The 24,641-nt window shown below is 53.3% G+C and carries 18 protein-coding genes; 15 read left to right on the forward strand and 3 right to left on the reverse strand.

The window, feature by feature from the left end; all coding sequences use genetic code 11:
- Position 1 precedes the first annotated feature (1 nt).
- Entirely contained in the window at positions 2-505 is a 504-nt protein-coding gene (gene cheW, locus OGV93_RS17065; protein ID WP_003034638.1) for a chemotaxis protein CheW, read from the forward strand.
- A gap of 75 nt (positions 506-580) precedes the next feature.
- Here the strand turns inward: cheW and OGV93_RS17070 are convergent, their stop codons facing one another.
- Positions 581-1,840 carry a dicarboxylate/amino acid:cation symporter gene (locus OGV93_RS17070; RefSeq protein WP_016153439.1) on the reverse strand — a complete coding sequence of 420 codons (1,260 nt, stop codon included), beginning with the start codon at positions 1,838-1,840 and terminating at the stop codon, positions 581-583.
- Positions 1,841-2,246: 406 nt separating this feature from the next.
- Between OGV93_RS17070 and tar the strand changes: the two genes are divergently transcribed.
- The 14 genes from tar to bglB all read left to right on the forward strand — a co-directional run bounded on the left by tar (position 2,247) and on the right by bglB (position 20,732).
- Positions 2,247-3,902, forward strand: coding sequence for a methyl-accepting chemotaxis protein II (gene tar, locus OGV93_RS17075; RefSeq protein ID WP_046275660.1), 1,656 nt, complete (start codon positions 2,247-2,249; stop codon positions 3,900-3,902).
- 43 nt (positions 3,903-3,945) lie between these two features.
- On the forward strand, positions 3,946-5,547 hold the full coding sequence (tap, locus tag OGV93_RS17080) for a methyl-accepting chemotaxis protein IV (protein WP_053390057.1): 1,602 nt from the start codon (positions 3,946-3,948) through the stop codon (positions 5,545-5,547).
- A 19-nt stretch (positions 5,548-5,566) separates the two neighbouring features.
- Positions 5,567-6,439 (forward strand): protein-glutamate O-methyltransferase CheR, encoded by an 873-nt coding sequence (cheR, locus tag OGV93_RS17085; protein WP_016153436.1) that lies wholly within the window; start codon positions 5,567-5,569, stop codon positions 6,437-6,439.
- The gene (locus OGV93_RS17090; RefSeq protein ID WP_279265698.1) at positions 6,436-7,485 is read left to right on the forward strand and encodes a protein-glutamate methylesterase/protein-glutamine glutaminase; all 1,050 of its coding nucleotides are present in this window, start codon (positions 6,436-6,438) and stop codon (positions 7,483-7,485) included. Before cheR ends, OGV93_RS17090 begins: the two co-directional genes overlap by 4 nt.
- 18 nt (positions 7,486-7,503) lie before the next feature.
- The gene (gene cheY / locus OGV93_RS17095; protein ID WP_016153434.1) at positions 7,504-7,893 is read left to right on the forward strand and encodes a chemotaxis response regulator CheY; all 390 of its coding nucleotides are present in this window, start codon (positions 7,504-7,506) and stop codon (positions 7,891-7,893) included.
- A gap of 13 nt (positions 7,894-7,906) precedes the next feature.
- Positions 7,907-8,551, forward strand: a complete 645-nt coding sequence (cheZ, locus tag OGV93_RS17100) for a protein phosphatase CheZ (protein ID WP_029139578.1) — start codon at positions 7,907-7,909, stop codon at positions 8,549-8,551.
- 487 nt (positions 8,552-9,038) lie between these two features.
- A complete protein-coding gene (locus OGV93_RS17105; protein ID WP_016153432.1) occupies positions 9,039-9,890 on the forward strand; it encodes a helix-turn-helix domain-containing protein in 852 nt (283 codons plus the stop codon).
- A 105-nt stretch (positions 9,891-9,995) separates the two neighbouring features.
- Entirely contained in the window at positions 9,996-11,297 is a 1,302-nt protein-coding gene (locus tag OGV93_RS17110; protein WP_016153431.1) for an MFS transporter, read from the forward strand.
- 24 nt (positions 11,298-11,321) lie between these two features.
- Complete coding sequence (locus tag OGV93_RS17115) at positions 11,322-13,988, forward strand: family 78 glycoside hydrolase catalytic domain (protein ID WP_287109861.1); 2,667 nt, start codon at positions 11,322-11,324, stop codon at positions 13,986-13,988.
- A gap of 140 nt (positions 13,989-14,128) precedes the next feature.
- Positions 14,129-15,280 carry a flagellar biosynthesis protein FlhB gene (gene flhB, locus OGV93_RS17120; protein WP_016153429.1) on the forward strand — a complete coding sequence of 384 codons (1,152 nt, stop codon included), beginning with the start codon at positions 14,129-14,131 and terminating at the stop codon, positions 15,278-15,280.
- The gene (gene flhA, locus OGV93_RS17125) at positions 15,273-17,351 is read left to right on the forward strand and encodes a flagellar biosynthesis protein FlhA (protein WP_016153428.1); all 2,079 of its coding nucleotides are present in this window, start codon (positions 15,273-15,275) and stop codon (positions 17,349-17,351) included. The genes flhB and flhA overlap by 8 nt, the downstream gene beginning before the upstream one ends.
- Complete coding sequence (gene flhE, locus OGV93_RS17130) at positions 17,351-17,743, forward strand: flagellar protein FlhE (RefSeq protein ID WP_016153427.1); 393 nt, start codon at positions 17,351-17,353, stop codon at positions 17,741-17,743. Before flhA ends, flhE begins: the two co-directional genes overlap by 1 nt.
- Before the next feature lie 262 nt (positions 17,744-18,005).
- Complete coding sequence (locus OGV93_RS17135; RefSeq protein WP_287109863.1) at positions 18,006-19,592, forward strand: MFS transporter; 1,587 nt, start codon at positions 18,006-18,008, stop codon at positions 19,590-19,592.
- A complete protein-coding gene (bglB, locus tag OGV93_RS17140; protein ID WP_016156806.1) occupies positions 19,593-20,732 on the forward strand; it encodes a beta-galactosidase BglB in 1,140 nt (379 codons plus the stop codon). It begins immediately after the preceding gene.
- On the opposite strand, the gene mrdA2 is transcribed toward bglB, so the two are convergent.
- Both mrdA2 and argS read right to left on the reverse strand, forming a co-directional pair.
- Positions 20,704-22,623, reverse strand: a complete 1,920-nt coding sequence (gene mrdA2, locus OGV93_RS17145) for a peptidoglycan DD-transpeptidase MrdA2 (RefSeq protein ID WP_080858821.1) — start codon at positions 22,621-22,623, stop codon at positions 20,704-20,706. The genes bglB and mrdA2 overlap by 29 nt on opposite strands.
- A gap of 183 nt (positions 22,624-22,806) precedes the next feature.
- Positions 22,807-24,540: an arginine--tRNA ligase gene (gene argS, locus OGV93_RS17150; protein WP_220222218.1), complete on the reverse strand. Its 1,734-nt coding sequence runs from the start codon at positions 24,538-24,540 to the stop codon at positions 22,807-22,809.
- Between the last annotated feature and the right edge of the window lie 101 nt (positions 24,541-24,641).

Here is a 24,641-nt window from a genome sequence, read left to right on the forward strand (position 1 = left end):
TATGACCGGTATGAGTAATGTAACTAAACTGGCCGGCGAACCGTCAGGTCAGGAATTCCTCGTGTTTACGCTGGGGGATGAAGAGTACGGTATCGATATCCTGAAAGTGCAGGAAATCCGAGGGTACGATCAGGTGACGCGTATTGCTAACACGCCTGCGTTTATCAAAGGTGTCACCAATCTGCGCGGTGTGATTGTGCCGATTGTTGACCTGCGCGTGAAGTTTAGCCAGAGCGATGTGGATTACAACGAAAACACCGTGGTGATTGTGCTGAATCTGGGCCAGCGGGTGGTCGGGATTGTGGTCGATGGCGTCTCGGATGTGCTGTCGCTGACAACGGATCAAATCCGTCCGGCACCGGAATTTGCCGTAACGCTGTCGACGGAATACTTGACGGGACTGGGGGCTCTGGGTGACCGGATGCTGATCCTGGTTAACATTGAGAAGCTGCTCAATAGCGAAGAAATGGCGCTGCTGGATATTGCCGCCAGTCACGTCGCGTAACCGCTATACCGTATCCGGCCTACAATGATTGCGGTTGTAGGCCGGATACGCGTAGCACATCCGGCAGATTTCCCCTTACGCTTCCCGCTCAACCAGCTCCGGTTCTTCTTCCAGTAAACCTTCATCTTGTGCCAGCATCGCCGTTGCAATCCCGTTACCTAATACGTTGATTGCTGAACGTCCCATATCCAGGAAGTGGTCAATACCCATCAGTAACAGAATCCCGGCAACCGGAATATTAAAGCTCGGGATGGTTGCTGCCAGCACCACCAGCGCAGAACGTGGCACGCCGGCAATCCCTTTTGACGCCAGCATCAGCGTCAGCATCAGGACGGTGATTTCTGCAAAGGAGAGGTGAATGTTATAGGCCTGCGCGATAAACATCGAGGCAAATGAACAGTAAACCATCGAGCCGACCAGGTTAAATGAATAACCGATAGGCAATACAAATGACACGATGTTGGGCGAGCAACCAAATTTGGTTAATTGCTCCAGCGTTTTTGGATAGGCGGCTTCCGAGCTGCTGGTAGTAAATGCGACCAGAACCGGATCTTTCAGCATGCTTACCAGACGAAAAACCTCTTTTTTCAGCATGACATAACCGACCGCCAGCAGTACCAGGCAGGTCAGCAAAATAGCCACATAGTAGCCGCCGATGAACGACGCATAGTTAAGCAGGATCCCCAGACCCTGGGTGGAGATAACGGAGGAAATGGCGGCGAAAATGGCCAGCGGCGCAACGTACATCACGTAGCCAGTCACCTTAAGCATAATGTGGGAGACCACATCCAGCGCGGCAACCAGCGGGGCATTGAACTTCTCACCAAGGGATGCGCCACCAATACCGAAGAACATCGAGAACACCACAATTTGCAGGATCTCATTGTTGGCCATCGCCTCGGCTATGCTGGTTGGGATGGTGTGAGTCAGGAAACCTTTCAGGCTCATGCCGCTCACGGCCAGGCCGGTATCAGTGGCTTCCAGCGGGATCGCCAGGTTCAGGCCGCTGCCGGGTTGCTCAAGAGAAACCACAAACAGACCGACCAGAATAGACAGTATGGAAGAGCTAATAAACCAGATCATCGCTTTGCCGCCTACGCGCCCGATGGTGGACGTTTCCCCCAGGCGCATAATACCGACGGTCAGGGTGCTGAATACTAAAGGTGCGATCACCATTTTAATCAGGCGCAAAAAGATGTCGGTGAGAAGCGTAATATTATCGGCCCAGGCGGTCACTACGCCGGGGGCGGCATAAGAGTGGATCACCGCCCCTGACAGGATCCCCGCCAGCATGAAGATCACGATAAACAACGTGAGTTTGTTTGCATTTGCCACTAAAAAGCCCTCAGTAAGGATTTAACATTTATTGTTCGGTTACTCATTTTTTATATTTATTAATTGGTAACTAAGTATTCATCATATAAATTGAATTAAAGCGCCAACTGATACAACTTTTTTTAATTTTTTATCCATTTTGTTGTGGTGCAGAGGATATGTATTTGTGATCCTGGTCACGAAATAATGACTGTTTCATCCAATATGACCGCGCCCACAGATAAATTTGAATGTTATTCACATGATAATTGTGACATTTTTATGTGAATGATTTGTGGTTGCCGTACACCCGTCTTCCCCTCCTTCCGCGAGGCTTCACGTCCCTTCAGGATTTCCTTTTCGCAAACGTAAAGTTATCTCAGCGACTGCCGATAACGTTGATAACTCGTTTTCAGGAAGGTGCCTTATGTTTAACCGTATCCGCGTTGTCACAATGCTGATGATGGTGCTGGGGGTTTTCGCACTGCTACAGCTTGTTTCCGGTGGTCTGTTGTTTTCTTCATTGCAGCAGAATCAGCAAAGTTTTGTTATTTCTAACGATCTTCGACAGCAGCAAAGTGAACTCACCTCAACATGGGATCTGATGCTGCAAACACGTATCAATTTAAGCCGTTCTTCTGCACGCATGATGATGGACGCGTCCAACCAGCAAAGCAGCGCGAAAAACGATCTGCTGAAGAATGCGAAAGCATCGTTGGCGCAGGCCGAAACACATTACGCAAAATTTAAAAACATCACACCGTTACCCGAGATGGCAGAAGCCAGCGGCAACGTTGAGGAGAAATATCAGCAGTACCATGCGGCCTTAACCGAACTGGTTCAGTTTCTGGAGAACGGCAATATGGACGCCTATTTCGCGCAACCGACTCAGGGAATGCAAAACGCGCTCGGTGAGGCGCTGGGCAAGTACGCCAGCGTTAGCGAAAAACTTTACGCTCAGGCATTCGATAAAAGTGCGCGGGATTACCACTTCGCCCAATGGCAGCTTGGCGTGCTGGCCGTAGTGCTGGTGCTGATTCTGGTGGTGGTGTGGTACGGCATCCGCCATACCCTGCTTAATCCTCTGTCTCGCGTCATTGCCCATATTCGGGAAATCGCCAGCGGTAACCTGACCGCGACCCTGGCCGTCAGCGGTCGTAATGAAATCGGCGAGCTGGCCAGTACGGTTGATCATATGCAGCGCTCGCTGACGGAAACCGTCACCCTGGTGCGTGAAGGTTCTGATGCGATTTATTCCGGGACCAGCGAAATTGCCAGCGGGAACACCGACCTTTCATCTCGTACTGAACAGCAGGCCTCTGCGCTGGAAGAGACCGCAGCCAGCATGGAACAGTTGACCGCAACCGTGAAGCAAAATGCGGACAACGCGCGTCAGGCCTCGCAACTGGCGAAAAGCGCCTCCGATACCGCACAGCATGGCGGCAAAGTGGTTGATAGCGTGGTGAACACCATGCACGAAATCGCCGATAGCTCGAAGAAAATCGCCGACATCATCAGCGTTATTGATGGTATTGCTTTCCAGACCAACATTCTCGCACTGAATGCGGCGGTTGAAGCGGCGCGTGCCGGTGAACAAGGCCGTGGCTTTGCTGTGGTTGCGGGCGAAGTGCGTAATCTGGCAAGTCGCAGTGCGCAGGCAGCGAAAGAGATCAAAGCGTTGATTGAGGATTCGGTTTCCCGAGTGGATACCGGGTCCGTATTGGTAGAAAGCGCAGGCGAAACGATGAACGACATCGTAAATGCCGTAACGCGGGTTACCGACATTATGGGCGAGATTGCCTCGGCCTCCGACGAGCAAAGCCGGGGGATTGATCAGGTGGCGCTCGCGGTATCCGAGATGGATCGCGTTACGCAGCAGAACGCCTCGTTGGTACAGGAATCGGCTGCCGCTGCCGCGGCTCTTGAAGAACAGGCCAGCCGCCTGACGCAGTCGGTGTCGACTTTCCGCCTTGCGTCACGTCCGGCGTCGGCTAAGCCGCGCGATACACGATTACCTGCAACGGCGGCCGCATCCTATCCGCGCCAGAACAATGAGCAAGATACGAATTGGGAAACATTTTGACTGATAGTTAAACCGCGGCCAGTGCCGCCCAATGGGAGCGTTGATGTTTAATCGTATTCGAATTTCGACCACGCTGTTTTTGATTTTAATCCTCTGCGGTGTTTTGCAGATTGGCAGTAATGGCTTGTCCTTCTGGGCATTTCGGGACGGTTTTCAGAACCTGAATCAGGTCGAACGAAGTAATCAGCAACGCGCTGCGCTGGCCCAAACCCGCGCTGTGTTATTACAGGCCAGTACGGCCCTTAATAAGGCAGGGACGCTGACCGCCCTGAGCTATCCGCCAGAGGATATCAACACGCTGATGACCCTCGCACGTGATAGCCTGGCGCAGTCTGAATTGATGTTTAAACGCTTTATGGCGACATCGGATACGACGGCACAAGGAAAGGCGCTGTTTGGCGCAACGGAGAAAACTTTCAGCCAATGGCACAGCGCTCTTGCGCATCAGGCCACCTGGCTTGAAAACAATCAGTTGTCAGATTTTCTGACCGCGCCGGTGCAGGCTGCTCAGGATGCTTTTGATGCAAATGTGAATGCGTGGCAGAGCAACATCGATCGCGTGTTGCAAACGGCAGGAGAGCAGAGCCAGCGAAATTACCATATGTCGGGGGTGATTTTCGCCACCATGGTGGTACTGGCGGCACTGCTCACCAGCGGTGCGCTGTACTGGTCGCGCAAGATGATTGTCCAGCCGCTGGCGATCGTGGGCAGTCATTTCGACAGCATTGCCGCGGGTAATCTGGCCCGGCCGGTAGCGGTTTATGGGCGCAATGAGATATCAGCCATTTTTGCCAGTCTGAAGAAGATGCAGCAGGCACTGCGTGAAACGGTAAGCGAAGTACGCCAGGGCAGCTCAGCCATGCATAGCGGTATTTCAGAAATCGCGATGGGTAATAACGATTTGTCTTCGCGCACTGAACAGCAGGCGGCCGCGCTGGCGCAAACGGCAGCCAGCATGGAACAACTGACCGCAACCGTTGGGCAGAATGCGGATAACGCGCGCCAGGCGTCAGGAATTGCCAAAAGTGCGGCAGATACAGCGCATAAAGGCGGCGAACAGACCTCCCGGGTCGCCAGCACCATGCATGAGATTTCCGCGAGCTCGCAGAAAATTGGCGACATCATCGGCGTGATTGACAGCATTGCCTTTCAGACCAATATCCTCGCGCTGAATGCTGCGGTTGAGGCCGCTCGCGCGGGTGAGCAGGGGCGTGGTTTTGCCGTGGTTGCTGGCGAAGTACGCAATCTGGCAAGCCGTAGCGCACAGGCGGCGAAAGAAATTAAGGGGCTCATTGAGGAGTCTGTCACCCGGGTGCATCAGGGCTCGCAGTTGGTTGATATGGCAGCGCGCACCATGACGGAAATTGTCAGCTCGGTTACCCGGGTTAACGACATCATGGGCGAGATTGCCTCTGCGTCTGATGAACAGCGCAAAGGCATCGAGCAGGTGGCGCAGGCCGTCAGCCAGATGGACTCCGTGACGCAGCAAAACGCCGGGCTGGTGGAAGAAGCCGCATCCGCCACCGGACAACTTGCCATGCAGGCCGATAATCTTTCTGCCTGTGTCGCATTTTTTAAGCTTGAAGAGCAAACCGTAGCAAAACAAGAATTGGCGCAGCCGCAGGTTGTGCCCGTTGTATCCTGAATGTGATTGAGAAGGCGCTATGACATCATCTCTGCCCCCTGGGCAAACGTCATTATTGTTACAGATGACACAGCGCCTCGCGCTGTCTGACGCGCATTTTCGTCGGATATGTCAATTAATCTACCAGCGTGCGGGGATCGTGCTGGCCGACCATAAGCGGGACATGGTTTATAACCGCCTGGTCCGCCGTCTGCGAACCCTGGGACTGGATGACTTTGGTCGCTATCTCAGCATGCTGGAAGCTAACCAGAACAGTGCTGAGTGGCAGGCTTTTATTAACTCCCTGACTACCAATCTGACCGCGTTTTTTCGCGAAGGGCATCATTTTCCAGTGCTGTCAGATCATGCTCGTCGGCGCAGCGGTGAATACCGTGTCTGGAGCGCGGCGGCGTCAACCGGAGAAGAGCCGTACAGCATTGCGATTACGCTCGCCGATACCTTAGGTATGGCTCCGGGCCGCTGGCGTGTTTTTGCCAGCGACATTGATACCGAAGTGCTGGAAAAAGCCAGAAGCGGCATCTACCGCCTTGATGAGCTAAAGACGCTGTCACCGCAGCAGCTACAGCGTTATTTCATGCGCGGCACCGGACCGCATGAAGGACTGGTACGCGTTCGGCAGGAACTGGCGGGGCATGTTGAATTTTCCAGCGTGAATTTACTGGATAAGCAGTACAACGTGCCAGGCCCCTTCGATGCCATATTTTGCCGTAACGTGATGATCTATTTTGATAAAACGACGCAGCAGGACATTTTGCACCGTTTTGTTCCACTTCTTAAACCAGATGGGCTGCTGTTTGCAGGTCATTCAGAAAACTTTAGCAACCTCGTGCGCGAGTTTAGCTTGCGTGGACAGACGGTGTATGCGCATGCGCCAGGTAAGGATAAAGCATGAGTAAAATCAGGGTTTTATCGGTTGATGATTCTGCACTGATGCGTCAAATCATGACCGAAATTATTAACAGCCACAGTGATATGGAAATGGTGGCGACGGCGCCGGATCCGTTGGTTGCCCGGGATTTAATCAAAAAATTCAATCCCGACGTCCTGACGCTGGATGTGGAAATGCCGCGCATGGACGGCCTCGACTTTCTTGAGAAACTGATGCGTCTGCGTCCGATGCCAGTGGTTATGGTCTCTTCGCTGACCGGTAAAGGTTCTGAGGTCACGCTGCGGGCGCTGGAGTTGGGGGCGATTGATTTTGTCACCAAACCACAGTTGGGGATCCGTGAAGGGATGTTGGCCTACAGCGAAATGATCGCTGAGAAGATCCGCACCGCGTCGCGGGCAAAACTGGCGGCCCACAAACCCATGACGGCACAGGCGACCTTGAAAGCGGGGCCGTTACTCAGTTCTGAAAAACTGCTGGCGATTGGCGCCTCAACCGGAGGAACAGAGGCAATTCGCCATGTACTCCAGCCATTGCCGCTTTCAAGTCCCGGTATTCTTATTACCCAGCATATGCCGCCAGGATTTACCCGCTCATTCGCCGAGCGTCTGAACAAACTGTGTCAGATCACCGTGAAAGAGGCTGAAGACGGGGAGCGAGTGCTCCCAGGGCATGCGTATATCGCCCCTGGTGACAAGCATATGGAACTGGCGCGCAGCGGGGCGAACTACCAGATCAAAATTCATGATGGTCCACCGGTTAACCGGCATCGGCCTTCAGTGGATGTGCTGTTCCATTCGGTGGCAAAACATGCGGGGCGTAATGCCGTGGGAGTGATCCTGACGGGTATGGGCAACGATGGCGCCGCCGGAATGTTAGCGATGAACCAGGCGGGTGCCTGGACCATTGCGCAAAACGAAGCAAGTTGTGTGGTGTTCGGCATGCCGCGCGAGGCCATCAATATGGGTGGCGTAAGCGAAGTGGTCGATCTTAGCCAGGTAAGCCAGCAAATGCTGGCGAAAATCAGTGCCGGACAGGCAATACGTATTTGAATCAGGAGTTTATTTTTTATGGCGGATAAAGAGCTTAAGTTTTTGGTTGTGGATGACTTTTCCACCATGCGTCGCATCGTGCGTAACCTGCTCAAAGAACTGGGTTTCAACAATGTTGAAGAGGCCGAAGACGGCGTGGACGCGCTGAATAAGCTGCAGGCTGGGGGATTTGGTTTTGTCATTTCCGACTGGAATATGCCGAACATGGATGGCCTGGAACTGCTGAAAACCATTCGTGCTGATGGCGGAATGTCCGCCCTGCCGGTGCTGATGGTTACGGCGGAAGCGAAGAAAGAGAATATCATTGCGGCGGCACAGGCTGGCGCCAGTGGCTATGTCGTGAAACCGTTCACGGCGGCGACGCTAGAAGAGAAACTCAATAAAATCTTTGAGAAACTGGGCATGTGAGGGTGTGATAATGATGATGCAACCACAAATTAAACCTGCTGACGAACATTCAGCCGGGGACATCATCGCGCGCATCGGCAGTTTGACCCGAATGCTGCGCGACAGCCTGCGTGAACTGGGGCTGGATCAGGCCATTGCCGAAGCGGCAGAAGCGATTCCCGATGCCCGCGATCGTCTCGATTACGTTGTGCAGATGACCGCACAGGCGGCAGAGCGCGCGCTGAACAGTGTGGAAGCTTCGCAGCCGCACCAGGACGCGATGGAAAAAGGGGCCAAAGACCTGACCAAACGCTGGGATGAATGGTTCGAAAATCCGATCGAGCTGTCTGACGCCCGTGAACTGGTCACCGATACCCGCCAGTTCCTGGGTGATGTGCCAGGGCATACCAGCTTTACTAACGCTCAACTGCTGGACATCATGATGGCGCAGGATTTCCAGGACCTCACCGGTCAGGTCATCAAGCGCATGATGGATGTTATCCAGGAGATTGAACGTCAGTTGCTGATGGTTCTGCTGGAAAACATTCCAGAGCAGGGCGCTCGTCCAAAACGTGAAAACGAAAGCTTGCTTAACGGCCCGCAGGTTGACACCTCAAAAGCCGGCGTGGTGGCAAGTCAGGATCAGGTTGACGACCTGCTGGATAGCCTCGGGTTCTGATCCGTAGCGTTTTTATTTGCTGGCCCGGCAGGCGCTCGCCGCCGGGCATTCTAACCGATAACGGCTTGCGCGTTATCCGGCCTACAGATACCTATCGTTCTCTTTACTTACTATCCATTTTTACGGTGACGTTGCCAGAACGGGTTCGAACGCTGCATACCGAGCGCTGCGCTTTTGTGGATCCCGCAGGGTTATTGGGCCGCCAGTCGGGACAATGTGCCCTGCACTATGATTCGTACCCGGTTGAATGCCTGGATGAAGTGGGTTCATCTGCACGGCGTATATCCTCTTTTTTATGCCATAACTTGGCGGTTATTTGCCGAAATGATGCTGAGGTCACAGCGGGTTACGCCTGAGTGACAGTGCGATATATAGACTTGTCATAATAATTGCAGTTAAATGGTTATCAGTGCAAGGCAATATATTATGTCAGTAGGTTATTTATCGATATCCCGAGTGTTTTTACTCGAATAGCGGCGGGGGAGATATGCGAATTTTACGTGAGAATGATTTTTTTCATTCAGAGCAACATGCGTTTTGTCTTTTTTCGATGAATAACCAATTAATGGAAGGTGTGCACGGGCATGATTTTGATGAACTGGTGATTGTCCGTAGCGGTAGCGGGTTTCATATTATTAATGACCTGGTTCGTTTTATCTGTCAGGGTGACTTTTTTTTAGTGACCGCTAACGATACCCATAGTTATGTTTCAACTAATAATCTGTCGGTTATTAATATATTGATTCGTCGCCCGCGCAGTTTTCATTTTTTACAGCACATTGATAATTTGCTCGATTGTATAAAAGAAAAACTTCTACAGCCTACCGCGCTGGCGTTAACTCAGGGAGCGCTGGCGCGTATTGAGGTATTGAGCCAGGAGATAATCTCACGTAACGAGAGTAACTATGACGTGCTCTATTTTTCATTGTGTGAAGTCGCTTTGCTGAACATCATCAACACGCTTTGCCAGTGCGACCGCCAAACCGAGGCGCTTAGCCCTGATGAGCGAGGGCGAGCCAACCTAATCCGTATGCTCAAGACCAGTAGCTTGCGTCATTTAGACTGGAATGTGTTGAGTGATGATAACGGTGTTGCCAGGCGCACGATGTATCGCTTAATTAAGCGAGTGACCGGTTATACTCCGGTTAAATTCCAGATGTTGTATCGTGTATTAAAAGCTCAAGAATTACTGCGCACTACGGATAAAACCATCAGTGAAATTGCGGCACGTTGTGGTTTTATGAATGCGATCAGGTTGACTGAATCGTACCGACGGTATTTTCATTATCCTCCAAGCCATGAACGTGAACTTCATTCACGAGTTTTAATAGCGATTTAATTGTTAGGTTAATAACAATAAAAATTATTACTACCATCCATCGTGACGGGGGTAGGCCATACGCTTATTTCTCGCCATACTGTCTGTAAATTTAAGGGAATCGTTATGTCAAAAAATAAAACACCTAACCCCTGGTATATTGGGGTGGTGTCTGGAATGGCATCATATATTGATTCAGCGGCTATTGTTTCCAGTGGTACAGCCTTAGTCATTTATCAAAAAACAATGGGTATTACTGCACTACAAATTGGCATTTTATCTGGATTATTAACGCTGAGTATTGCCGCTGGGGCTTTTGGTGGCGGTCGTCTTGGAGACCGTATTGGTCGTCGTAATGTTTTTATTATTACGATGGCGATGATTTTTATCGGCACGCTGGCGCTGGCCTTTGGTTTGAACTTCCCGTTCCTGGTGCTGGGCACACTCTTGGTGGGGCTGGCGACAGGGGCTGATTTACCTGTCTCTCTGGCGACTATCTCCGAAGCGGCGAACGATGAAAACCGCGGCAAGATTATCGGCTTGTCCAATTTACTCTGGCTGGTGGGAATTGGCGCCACGATGGGGATCTCCGCTATCGTCGGCGACTGGGGGCTGATTGGCGCGCAAATCATGTATATGCACGTTGGGCTGGTGGCGGTTGTGCTGATGATCCTGCGTTGGTCTATCCCTGAGTCGCCGCTGTGGTTGGCGGCAAAGGATGAACTGCGTCGTGGCATCGCCACCGTGCGGGCGCAGAAAACCGGCTGGCGCGATCTGCTCGAAGGCAAATACCTGTGGCCGTTTATCTCGCTGTGTATCTTTTATACCTTCACCAATCTGGCGGCCAATACCGGCGGGCAGTTTGGGGCTTATGTAGCGGTAAATGTGGTGGGCATTTCCGTCAGCACGCACTCTCTGTGGGGGCTGTTGATTCTGCCAGTGAGCGTGGCGTCTGGGTTGATGTTTATGCGCGTCGTTGATACCTCAAAACGGGTTCCATTCTTTATTTTTGGCGCGGTGATGATGTCCGGTGGTTATTTCGTGCCGGTATTGTTTAATTTCTCGCCACTCTCCTGGTTCTGCTGCCTGCTGTTTACCAATATCGGCACAGGATTTGCCTTCGAAGGCATCATGAAAGTGTGGGCACAAGAGTCATTCCCCACCATGCTCCGCGCCACCGCGCAAGGAGTGATTGTCGGTGTCGCCCGTCTGACCTGCGGCTTGTTGGCGTTCGTCACTCCTGTGCTGTTGAGCGCGGGGCCGGTGGTTCTTTATTGCCTGCTGACGGCGATTGTGGCGATAGGCATGGTTATCGGCTGGCTGTGCTTCCACGGCAAGCAACGTAATGAATTTAATGCAGAAACAGAAATGGTGGTGACGCCTGATAACGGGCAGGCGTCGCACGATACTTTGCGGGCCAAAGCCTGAATATGAGCCACTGAGGGAAAAATTATGTTGGCAGTAGAAAAGATTACGCTCAACTATGAAACCACGCTGACGGGCTGCGAAACGTTGCCGGTTTTCGGCTGGATAATCACCAGCACCTTGCGCGATGTACAGCAGCGTAGCTGGCGTTTGCAGCTGTCGGCGCAAGAAGATTTTGCCCAATGCCTGTTTGACAGCGGCGAAATGCACGATGACCGCTCCAGTAATATCGAATTGCCCGACGTCGCCTGCCAGCACTCGACGCGCTATTTTGTGCGGGTGCATATTACCGACAACCACGGTGAAGAGAGCGGCTGGAGCCCGGCGGCAACGTTTATTACCGGCCTGCCAGCGCAAGCGTGGCAAGGGGTGTTTATCTCGGCTGAAACGCCGCAGGATAAAGACAACTCAAAAGGCACGTTGTTGCGCCATGCGTTCAGTTTGCCCGACGGTGATGACATTGTTTCGGCGGTGGTACATGCCAGCGCGCTGGGGCTGTATCAACTGTGGATCAACGGCGAAAAAGTCGGGCGTGATGAGTTATCGCCCGGCTGGACGAGCTACCACCACCATCTGTTGTATCAAACCTGGGATGTGACTGAGCACCTGCGAGAAGGCGAAAACGTGATTGGCGCGATGGTGGGGGCGGGTTGGTATAAAGGGGATATGAGCTTCAACCGCTATCGCAACTATTACGGCCAGCAGACGGGGTTTATTTGCCATATGGTAGTGACGCTCCGCGATGGTAGCCAGCGGATAATCGCCACGGATGCACACTGGCAGGGCTGCGATGACGCGATTTTGTTTGCTGAAATTTATGATGGCGAAGTGTATGACGCACGTCGGGAGCAGCGCGGCTGGAGCGAGCCTGCGTTTAGCGCCGGGCATTGGCGTGCGGTGACGACGCTTGCGGCAGAGACTTCGGTGCTGCAACCGCAAACGGCCTGCCCGGTACAAGAAATAGAACGGCTTGCGCCGTGCTCAATCATCACGACGCCAAAAGGCGAGACGGTGCTTGATTTTGGCCAGAACCTCAGCGGCTGGGTGGAGTTTCGGGTGCGCGGTGCGGCAGGTGAGCGCGTGGTGCTGCGCCATTTTGAAGTGCTGGATGCCGAAGGCAATGTTTATCTGGCGAACCTGCGCACCGCCAAACAGTGCATTGATTACACCTTACGCGGCGATGGCGAAGAATGTTTTCACCCGCATTTTACCTTTCAGGGTTTCCGTTATGTGCTGATTGAACGTTGGCCTGGCACGCCGACGCGGGATGACTTTGTCGCGGTCGTGCTGCATTCCGCGATGACGCCGACGGGTCACATTGAAACCTCAAACGCGGATCTCAACCAACTGCATCACAACATCATGTGGGGGCTTAAGGGCAATTTCGTCGATATCCCAACCGACTGCCCGCAGCGCGATGAACGTTTGGGATGGACGGGCGATGCGCAAATTTTCTGCCGCACCGCCAGTTATCTGATGCAGACGCGCACTTTTTTTGCCAAATGGCTGACCGATCTTCAGCATGACCAAACGCCGGAGGGCGGTGTGCCGCACGTCATCCCCGATATCCTCACCGGCAAATGCGACAACGACCGCTTTTTATCCCACGGGCGCACCCATTCCGCCGCCGCCTGGGCCGATGCGGCGGTGATTAACCCATGGACGCTGTACCTGATGTACGGCGATAAACAGACGCTGGCCCGCCAGTACGACAGCATGAAAGCCTGGGTGGAGTTTATGCATGACAACGCTGTTGAGAACCAGTGGTCGTGGAAACTGCAGTTTGGCGATTGGGTTGCGCTGGATGCCAAAGAGGGCAGCTATTTTGGCGCAACGCCGAATGAACTGACCTGCATGGCCTACTATGCGTTGTCCACGCTGCTGCTGGCGAAATCAGCCAAAGCACTGGGAAATGACGTTGATCACACCCATTATCAGGCGCTGCATACCGCGATTGTCGAAAGCTTCCGCAATGAGTTTTTTACCGCCACCGGGCGGCTGGCGGCGCGCACGCAAACGGCGCATATTCTGGCGCTTTACTTCCAGTTAGTGCCGGATGCGCACCGCGAGCGCACCGTGCAAACGCTGCTGGAACTGCTGGCGGAAAATGACGGTCATCTGGTGACGGGGTTTGTCGGCACCCCCTATTTCTGTCACGCATTGAGCGAAAACGGGCAGGCCGACGCGGCGTGGCAATTGCTGATGAAAGAGGACTTCCCAAGCTGGTTGTATCAGGTAAAAGCCGGGGCGACGACGATTTGGGAACACTGGGATGGCGTGAAACCGGATGGCACAATGTGGAGCCCGGACATGAACTCTTTCAACCATTATGCCTACGGGGCGATCGGTGAATGGCTGTATCGCGTGGCGGCGGGAATAAATACCGAAGAACACGCGCCGGGATTTAAATCTTCGGTACTGCGGCCTATTCCGGGCGGTGGCCTGACATGGCTGAAAGCGCGATACGGCTCGGTATATGGTGATATTGCCGTCCACTGGACGCAGGAACCGGCGCGCGATGGTTTGCAGACCATCACTCTTGAGGTAGATATTCCGTCGAATACCCACTCAATGGTGATCCTCGATGGCGCACAAACGCTGCTCGATACCGATGGCCTCGACTTCGCGCCAGTAGACGGCGGCTATAGCGCGCAGGTGGGATCGGGCCATTATCGCGTTATCTGGCAGCGCTAACCGCGCGGTTGTCACGGCAGCTTTCGCGCTGTCGTGGCAAACGAACGCTCGAATTCCTCTGTTTTCGTTTCGCTATTCGACGCATTGGCAATGGTTGCGGTCGCGATAATACTCGTGACCGTGACGACGAGAGTAATGCCGTGGCAGAAGAAAGCGACGACGACAAAACAGAAGCCCCCACACCCCACCGACTTGAAAAAGCACGGGAAGAAGGGCAGGTCCCCCGATCCAAAGAGCTGACCTCACTGCTTATTTTGCTGGTGGGCGTGTGCATTATCTGGATTGGCGGGGAGTCGCTTGCCCGCAGACTGGCCGGTATGCTGTCGGCCGGATTACGTTTTGACCACAGTATGGTCAATGACCCTAACCTGATCCTCAGCCAAATCATCCTGCTGATTAAAGACGCGATGATTGCGCTGTTACCGTTGATTACCGGCGTCGTTCTGGTGGCATTAATCTCCCCGGTGATGCTTGGCGGCTTGATTTTCAGCGGTAAATCTCTGCAGCCCAAGTTCTCTAAGCTGAATCCGTTGCCGGGCATTAAACGCATGTTTTCAGCGCAAACCGGAGCGGAACTGCTCAAAGCGATACTGAAATCCACGCTGGTGGGGAGCGTGGCCGGATTTTATCTTTGGCATAACTGGCCGGCGATGATGCGTCTGATGGCGGAATCGCCGATTACGGCGATGGGCAACGCCCTGGATTTAGTTGGCATGTGTGCGCTGTTGGTGGTGCTTGGCGTTATTCCAATGGTGGGGTTCGACGTTTTTTTCCAGATTTACAGCCATCTGAAAAAGCTGCGCATGTCGCGTCAGGATATCCGTGACGAATTTAAGCAAAGCGAAGGCGACCCGCACGTTAAGGGCAAAATACGCCAAATGCAGCGCGCGGCCGCGCAGCGTCGCATGATGGCGGATGTGCCGAAAGCGGACGTGATTGTTACCAACCCCACGCACTATTCGGTGGCGTTGAAGTATGACGAGAACAAAATGAGCGCGCCGAAAGTTGTTGCCAAAGGCGCGGGGCTGGTGGCGCTGCGCATTCGTGAGATTGGCGCTGAACATCGAGTCCCTACGTTAGAAGCGCCGCCGCTGGCGCGTGCGCTATACCGTCATGCTGAGATTGGTCAACAAATACCGGGTCAATTATATGCCGCCGTTGCCGAAGTGCTGGCATGGGTATGGCAGCTAAAACGCTGGCGTCTCGCCGGCGGCAAGCGTCCACCACAACCTGAAAACCTTCCGGTGCCTGAAGCACTGGATTTCATGAACGAGAAGAATACTGATGGCTAATCTGGTCGCGATGTTGCGTTTGCCCAGCAACCTGAAATCCACGCAACTGCAAATCCTTGCCGGACCGATCCTTATCCTGCTGATCCTGTCGATGATGGTGTTGCCGTTGCCGGCTTTCGTCCTCGATTTGCTGTTCACGTTTAACATTGCGCTGTCGATCATGGTGCTGCTGGTGGCGATGTTCACCCAGCGTACGCTGGAGTTTGCCGCATTCCCGACGATTTTGCTGTTTACCACATTATTACGCCTCGCCCTGAACGTTGCGTCGACGCGTATCATTTTAATGGAAGGGCATACCGGCGCGGCGGCGGCGGGAAAGGTGGTTGAAGCTTTTGGTCACTTCCTGGTGGGCGGTAACTTTGCGATCGGTATCGTGGTCTTCGTTATTCTCGTCATTATCAACTTTATGGTTATCACCAAAGGTGCCGGACGTATCGCCGAGGTTGGCGCGCGCTTCGTGCTGGATGGTATGCCCGGCAAGCAGATGGCGATTGATGCGGATTTGAATGCGGGTCTGATTGGCGAAGATGAAGCCAAAAAACGACGCTCGGAGGTGACGCAGGAAGCGGATTTCTACGGCTCTATGGACGGTGCGAGTAAATTCGTACGTGGAGATGCCATCGCCGGTATTTTGATCATGGTGATCAACGTGGTCGGCGGTCTGTTAGTCGGGGTGTTGCAGCATGGTATGAGCATGGGTAGCGCAGCGGAAAGTTATACCCTGCTGACCATCGGTGACGGGCTGGTGGCGCAAATTCCTGCGCTGGTAATCTCCACCGCGGCGGGGGTTATCGTGACCCGCGTGAGTACCGACCAGGATGTAGGCGAACAGATGGTGACCCAACTGTTCAGTAATCCTAGTGTCATGCTGCTTAGTGCGGCGGTGCTTGGGCTTTTGGGTCTGGTTCCGGGCATGCCGAACCTGGTGTTTTTGATGTTTACCGCCGCGTTACTGGGTCTGGCCTGGTGGATGCGTGGTCGTGAGCAAAAAGCTCCCGATGAGCCGCAGCCGGTGAAAATGCCGGAAAACAACTCCGTGGTGGAAGCAACATGGAATGACGTACAGCTGGAGGATTCCCTGGGGATGGAGGTAGGCTACCGCCTGATCCCAATGGTGGACTTTCAGCAAGATGGCGAGTTGCTGGGGCGAATTCGCAGTATTCGTAAGAAATTTGCCCAGGATATGGGTTTTCTGCCGCCGGTGGTACATATCCGCGACAATATGGATCTGCAGCCGGCCCGCTATCGTATTTTGATGAAAGGGGTGGAAATTGGCAGCGGTGACGCCTATCCGGGACGCTGGCTGGCCATTAACCCTGGTACTGCCGCCGGGTCACTGCCGGGCGAGAAAACGGTCGATCCGGCTTTCGGTCTGGACGCTATCTGGATTGAAAGCGCATTGAAGGAACAGGCGCAGATTCAGGGCTTTACGGTTGTTGAAGCCAGTACCGTTGTCGCCACGCACCTTAATCACCTGATTGGGCAGTTCGCTGCGGAGCTGTTTGGTCGTCAGGAGGCGCAACAGCTACTGGACCGCGTCTCGCAGGAGATGCCAAAACTGACAGAAGACCTGGTCCCGGGCGTCGTGACGCTCACTACGCTGCATAAAGTGCTGCAGAACTTACTGGATGAGAAAGTACCGATTCGCGATATGCGCACCATTCTCGAAACGCTGGCTGAACATGCACCGCTGCAAAACGATCCGCATGAGCTTACCGCGGTGGTACGTGTTGCGTTGGGACGCGCCATCACTCAGCAGTGGTTCCCAGGTAATGAAGAGGTTCAGGTTATCGGCCTTGATACTCCGCTCGAACGTTTGCTTCTGCAGGCGCTGCAGGGCGGCGGCGGTTTGGAGCCGGGTCTTGCAGACCGACTGCTGGCCCAGACTCAGGAAGCGCTGTCCCGTCAGGAAATGTTGGGTGCGCCGCCGGTCTTACTGGTTAACCACGCGTTGCGTCCGTTACTGGCTCGCTTTTTACGTCGCAGCATTCCGCAACTGGTGGTGTTATCGAACATGGAGCTGTCTGACAACCGCCATATCCGTATGACGGCGACTATTGGAGGTAAGTAATGCGTAAATTACTGTGGTTGTTGTTTTTTCCTCTGGTAGCGCAGGCTGCCGGAGAAGGCGCCTGGCAGGCCAGCGGTATGGGGATTACTTTAAATCACCGCGGCCAGTCAGCCTCGTCTTCACCTCTGACGCCCAGCCAGCCGGTCTCGGGGTTGATGACGCTGGTGGCCTGGCGCTATGAGCTCAATGGCCCAACGCCTGCGGGTTTACGGGTACGTTTATGTTCCCAGTCCCGCTGTGTTGAGCTGGACGGGCAAAGCGGGACCACCAACGGATTCAATAATGTTCCCGCCATCGAACCGATGCATTTTGTCTGGGAAGTACCCGGTGGCGGTCGCTTGATCCCCGCCTTGCAAGTTCAGAGCAATCAGGTGATTGTGAACTATCGTTAACGCCTCCCTTCATTCCGGCCAGCAGCAGAAACTGCTGGCTGCTTCGCAATTCTAGTCCGCCTCTTTGATTAAATAGAAACGCTGTTTTATAAAATAGGTGACATACGTTGCCGGACTCTTTGTGCTGTTGCCATTTCACGAATACCCCTGGCAAAAATAGAAAGGTTTCACTTGCTGTTAGCTTTTACTGTGGCCCTGTAAGGAGGCCCAATGTCAAAGCGAGGATTGCGGGGCCTCCCAATAATGTGCAGGGGTAACGGCAATGAATACACGTAAAATTGGGTTGGTTAACTATTTTGCCTACGGTTCGGGGGATTTTTTAGGCGCAGGCACCACGGCGTTAACCGCTGCCTGGCTACTCTATTTTTACACGACGTTCTGTGGCCTGACGCCAATCGAAGCAACCTTTATCTTCGCTACCGCCAGGGTGTTGGATGCCGTTGTTAGCCCATTAATGGGTTTTTTAACCGATAACTTTGACTCCACCTGGCTCGGCAAACGCTTTGGGCGACGTAAGTTTTTTATTTTGTTGGGGATCCCCTGTGTCTTTAGCTACTCACTAATGTGGGTGGGTGATATGGGGTTCTGGTACTACCTGCTCACCTATCTGATTTTTGACGTGGTCTACACCATGATTCTGGTGCCATACGAAACGCTGGTACCCGAAATGACCGATGACTTTAAACAGAAAACCAAATTCTCCGGCGCGCGCATTTCGATGGCGCAAATGTCTGCCATTCTGGCCTCATTCTTACCCGGCGTTCTGCTGACGCTGTTTGGCAAGGACAACCCCGTCTCTTTTTTCTACGCCAGCCTGGTGTTTTCTGTGCTGTGTGCACTGATGCTGACCTTCGTCTGGTTCTTTACCTGGGAACGCCCACGGGAAGAGTGGACTGAGGCGGCGCTGCGAGTCGAAGAAGAGAAGAAAAGCCTGACCTTAAGTCAGAGTATGAACCGTTTATTTGTGGAACTGAGTTCAACACTGCGCATCCGTATCTTTCGCCAGCATTTAGGAATGTATCTTGGCGGCTATATTGCCCAGGACGTCTTTAACGCCGTCTTTACTTACTATGTGGTGTTTGTGCTGATGCAGGAAGCATCGATGGCGTCAAACCTGCTGGGTACGATGGCTATCTTCCAGTTTATTGCCGTTATCGCCATGATCCCATTGTGCATCCGTTTCGGACCTGCGCCGTCTTATCGCATGGTAGTCGTCCTGTTTGGCCTCAGTTCACTCTCCTATGCGGGGCTGTATTACGCCGGATTAAGCGATGTTTATTCTCTGTTGCTATTGGTTTCCGCCGTTGCGGGTTTAGGACGCGGTGGTATCAACTACGTTCCCTGGAATATCTACACCTATATTGCCGACGTTGACGAAGTGATCACCGGTCAGCGTCGGGAAGGGATCTTCGCCGGCATTATGACGTTAACGCGTAAAGCGTCGCAGGCGGGAGCGGTGATGCTGGTGGGGATTGTGATGCAGTTGTCTGGTTTTGTATCCGGCCAGAGCGCACAACCCGCGGCGGTCAGTCATACCATCCTGTTAATTCTGAGCTGCGGAACGCTGATTGTTCTGGCGATGGGTTTCCTGGTTTCCTTGCGCTTCAAACTGAACCTGCAAACGCACAGCACCCTGCGCGAAGAGACAGCAAAAATGCGTGAGTCCGGGCAACCCGTGCTGGAAGGACTTTCCGCTAAAGGACGCACGACCGTAGAGATGCTATCGGGCATGCCTTATGAATCACTTTGGGGTAACAACAATATTGGTTACCTGAATCGTAATAAACCAGCGGCACCGAAACTGGAAAAGGGTGCTGTATTGAATTCGACATTGACAGAGGTTAAGTAAATGATTGTTTATCCGGTTAAACACAGTCCATTGTTGCGCCAGCCAGAACATTTTATTGCCAGGGATGAATTAAAAGCGTTGATCAAAAAGGTGACGCATAACCTGGTCAATATTCATGATGAGACCGGCGAGTTCTTGCTACGTCTGGATGACGGACGCGTTATTGATACCAAAGGCTGGGCGGGATGGGAGTGGACGCACGGCATCGGCTTGTACGGGATGTATCAGTATTATCAGCAAACCGGCGATGCCGCGATGCGCGATATTATCGACAGCTGGTTTGCCGATCGCTTTGCGGAAGGTGCAACGACCAAAAACGTCAACACCATGGCACCGTTTTTAACGCTGGCATATCGCTATGAAGAGACGCGTAATCCCGCGTATCTGCCGTGGCTCGACAGCTGGGCTGAGTGGGCAATGCATGATATGCCGCGTACCCAATTCGGCGGTATGCAGCACATTACGCTGGCGGAAGAAAATCACCAGCAGATGTGGGATGACACGTTGATGATGACGGTCTTACCGCTGGCGAAGATTGGCAAGTTGCTCAACCGCCCCGAGTATATTGAAGAGGCAACCTATCAGTTCCTGCTGCACGTGCAAAACCTGATGGATAAAGAAACGGGGCTGTGGTTCCACGGCTGGAGCTATGAAGGACAGCATAACTTCGCCAACGCTCGCTGGGCGCGTGGCAACAGCTGGTTAACTATAGTCATCCCGGATTTCCTCGAATTACTTGATTTGCCGGAAAACAATGCAGTGCACCGCTATCTGGTGCAGGTTTTGAACGCGCAAATCGCGGCGCTGGCGAAGTGCCAGGATGAAAGCGGATTGTGGCACACCTTGCTGGACGACCCGCAGTCGTATCTGGAAGCCTCGGCAACCGCCGGATTTGCCTATGGGATCCTCAAAGCGGTACGTAAACGCTATGTCGGACAAGACTATGCGGCTGTAGCCGAAAAAGCGATCAGAGGCATTGTGCAACATATTTCGCCGGAAGGTGAATTGCTGCATACCTCGTTTGGTACCGGGATGGGCCACAATCTCGATTTCTACCGCAACATCCCACGGACCTCCATGCCTTACGGTCAGGCGATGGCGATGCTGTGCCTTACCGAATACTTGCGTAAGTATTTTTGATATCGGTGTCCGATGGCGTTGCGGCTATCGGACCCGCTTGAGCATCGTCGCCCTGCGCAGCAAACAGATGATCCATGATTTGACGCATGACTGGTGCGGCGGTGACGCCATCGCTGCCGCCGTTTTCCAGAATTAACGCTATGGCGACTTTCGGGTTCTTATATGGCGCAAATGCGGTATAGAACACGTGGTCGCGCAGACGCACGGGGATCATTTTCGCATCGTAGGTCTGATTTTCTTTCAGGCTAAAGACCTGTGATGTGCCACTTTTCGCTGCAATGCCGTAAGGCGCGGTGTGAAAGAACTTATAACCGGTACCGTTTGGCTCATTCGCCATGCCGAACATCGCTTGACGCACCAGCCCCCAGTAGGGGGACGAAGCAGAGGCAATTTGTGACGGTGCTTCGGGAGCCTGGTACGGCGTGATGACTTTTCCGCTCTCTTCATCACGTAGCAGGTGAGGGGCGATAACCTTGCCGTTGTTAATCAGCGCGACCATGGCTTTAACCATCTGGATCGGCGTGGCAATCCAGTATCCCTGACCGATGCCAACCGAAATGGTATCTCCCTGATACCAGGCTTTTTTATGCACTTTCTGCTTCCATTCGCGGCTCGGGAGCAGGCCGTTATACTCCTCACCAAGATCGATGCCGGTCGGCTTGCCATAGCCAAACTGGCTGAGCATGCTGTTAATACGGTCAATCCCCATCATATATGCCACCTGATAAAAGAATGTGTCGGCAGATTCTTCAATTGCTTTGGTGACATCCAGCATACCGTGGCCCGTTTTTTTCCAGTCACGGTAATGTCGCTCCGTGCCGGGGAGCGTCCAGGTGGGGGCGCCGAAGAAACGGGTCTGCGGCGTGATCACGCCGTCCAGTAACGCTGACATCGCCATATACGGTTTGACCGTGGAGGCAGGAGGATACAACCCCTGCGTGACGCGGTTGATTAACGGCAGGTCCTTATCCTGAAGCAGCTTGTTATAGTCCTGATAGCTGATACCTTTGACAAACGGGTTGGGGTCATAGCTGGGGTTCGAAACCATTGCCAGCACGGAACCGTCATGTGGATCCTCAACCAAAACGGCGGCCCGCTGGCCCACCAACAGACTCTCAATATATTGCTGTAAATGGAGGTCCAGCGTCAGATGGATATCTTTTCCGGCAACGGGCGGCACATCTTTGATCAGGCGTACGATGCGTCCGTGGTTATCAACTTCGACCTCCTGATAACCGGTTTTCCCATGCAGTTCATTTTCATAGTAGTGCTCAATACCCTGCTTACCGATGTTGTGATCGGCGGCGTAGTTCTCTGTCAGGCCTTTTTGATCCAGCGCTTTCAGGTCGTTGTCATTGATTTTTGACACATAGCCAAGGACATGCGCCAGCGCTGCGCCATAAGGGTACTGGCGGTCTTCATAGCTATTGATATTGACGCCGCTGAAATGAAACTGGTTAACCGAGAAGCGGGCGATTTCCACATCGGTCAGCGCATTTTTTAGCACGACCGGGCGATAGCGGCTGCTGGCTTTCAGCGCATGGCGAAACTGGTCAATGTCATCAGGAGTGAGGTCAATGATAGGCGTGAGCTGCCTGATCAGGGCATTCATATCACTGATTTTATAAGGCGTAACGGAAATGTCGTACCAGGTTACGTTGCGCACCAGCGGGATGCCGTTGCGATCGTAAATCATGCCACGCGTCGGGGCCACGGGCAGCATTTTGATGTCGTTTGCATTCGAGCGGGTGGTGTAATACTGGTGCTGACAGATTTGTAAGTTGTAGAGATTGTAAATCAGGATGCCAAAGCAGATGACCACCAGGCCAAAGGCCACCAATACACGCCGCTGGAAGAGTTTTTCCTCCGCCTCAAAATCTCTGAATGTCATTGACCCGTACCCGATTAATTCGCCGCCTCATGATACGGAGGCTTAAACGGGATGACAGGCAAAAAATGTTCCATATCTCTACGGAAATGTGTCATTACTTGTGAGTTGTTACAGATGGCCTGTTACAGAAATAAAAAAGGCCTGAGTCCGAATTTCGGAGTCAGGCCTGATAGGTGAGCTGATTTACATACGTTCTACGGTTTCGATACCCAGCGTATCCAGACCCAGCTTCAGGGTTTTCGCCGTCAACTGTGCCAGTTTCAGGCGGCTGTTACGAATCTCTTCGTTTTCAGCGCTAAGGATTGGGCAGTGCTCGTAGAAGCCGGAGAACAGACCGGCAACGTCGTACAGGTAAGCACACATCACGTGCGGCGTACCTTCACGTGCAACAACGGTCAACGTTTCTTCAAACTGCAGCAGACGCGCAGCCAGCTGAGCCTCGCGATCTTCACTGATAATCACCTGCGCATTTGCCAGCGCGCTTTCGTCGATATCCGCTTTACGGAACACGGACAGTACGCGGGTGTAGGCGTACTGCATATACGGCGCAGTGTTCCCTTCGAACGCCAGCATATTGTCCCAGTCGAAGATGTAGTCTGTGGTACGGTTTTTGGACAGATCGGCATATTTCACCGCGCCGATACCGACCGCATTTGCCAGTTTTTCCAGCTCGTCGGCAGGCATGTCCGGGTTCTTCTCCGCTACCAGACGGCGTGCGCGTTCCAGCGCTTCATCCAGCAGGTCGGCCAGTTTAACCGTGCCACCCGCACGGGTTTTGAACGGCTTGCCGTCTTTACCCAGCATCATACCGAACATGTGGTGTTCCAGCGGCACAGAATCCGGCACATAACCGGCTTTACGCACGATGGTCCAGGCCTGCATTAAGTGCTGATGCTGACGGGAGTCGATGTAATAAAGTACGCGGTCGGCATGCAGCGTTTCATAACGGTACTTGGCGCAGGCGATATCGGTCGTGGTGTAGAGATAGCCGCCATCTTTCTTTTGAATGATTACGCCCATCGGTTCACCTTCCTTGTTCTTATACTCATCAAGGAATACGACGGTAGCGCCTTCGCTTTCAACAGCCAGGCCTTTAGCTTTGAGATCGGCCACGATGCCAGGCAGCATCGGGTTGTACAGGCTTTCACCCATGACGTTGTCACGGGTCAGGGTGACGTTCAGGCGATCGTAGGTTAACTGGTTTTGCGACATGGTGATGTCGACCAGTTTGCGCCACATCTCACGGAAGTACTCGTCGCCGCCTTGCAGCTTCACGACATAACTCCGGGCACGTTCCGCGAAGGCTTCATCTTCGTCGTAATGTTTTTTCGCATCACGGTAGAAACCTTCAAGGTCAGCCAGCGCCATCTCGCCAGCATTTTCCTGCTGCTGTTTTTCCAGCCATGCGATGAGCATACCGAACTGAGTACCCCAGTCGCCGACGTGGTTGGCGCGGATAACATTGTGACCGAGGAACTCCAGCGTACGCACCGCAGCGTCACCGATGATGGTGGAACGCAGGTGACCAACGTGCATCTCTTTCGCTACGTTAGGTGCGGAGTAATCAACCACAACGGTTTGTTTAGCCGGTTGGGTGACGCCCAGACGATCGGAAGCCAGCGCCTGCTGAACGTGCTGCGCCAGAAATGCCGGATCGAGAAAAATATTGATAAAGCCCGGGCCTGCAATTTCAACTTTGCTGGCGATCCCGTTGAGATCCAAATGAGTCAGCACCTGCTCAGCCAGTTGTCGCGGCGCCATACCCAGTTTTTTAGCGACAGCCATCATGCCGTTAGCCTGATAGTCGCCGAACTGTACTTTTGCTGACTGACGAACCTGCGGTTCGCAATCTGCAGGCGCGCCTGCAGCAATCATGGCCTGACTGACTTTTTCTGAGAGAAGAGCCTGAATATTCACCGGAATACCTTACATTTATGAAGCGGCTTAAAATGCACCGCACCAGTTTAAGAATTAAGGGCGGGAGTATACTGCAAATGCCCGTTGCCGTCAGCATTGCG

Source organism: Citrobacter sp. Cb031, from assembly GCF_030336725.1.
Taxonomy (GTDB): Bacteria; Pseudomonadota; Gammaproteobacteria; order Enterobacterales; family Enterobacteriaceae; genus Citrobacter; species Citrobacter braakii.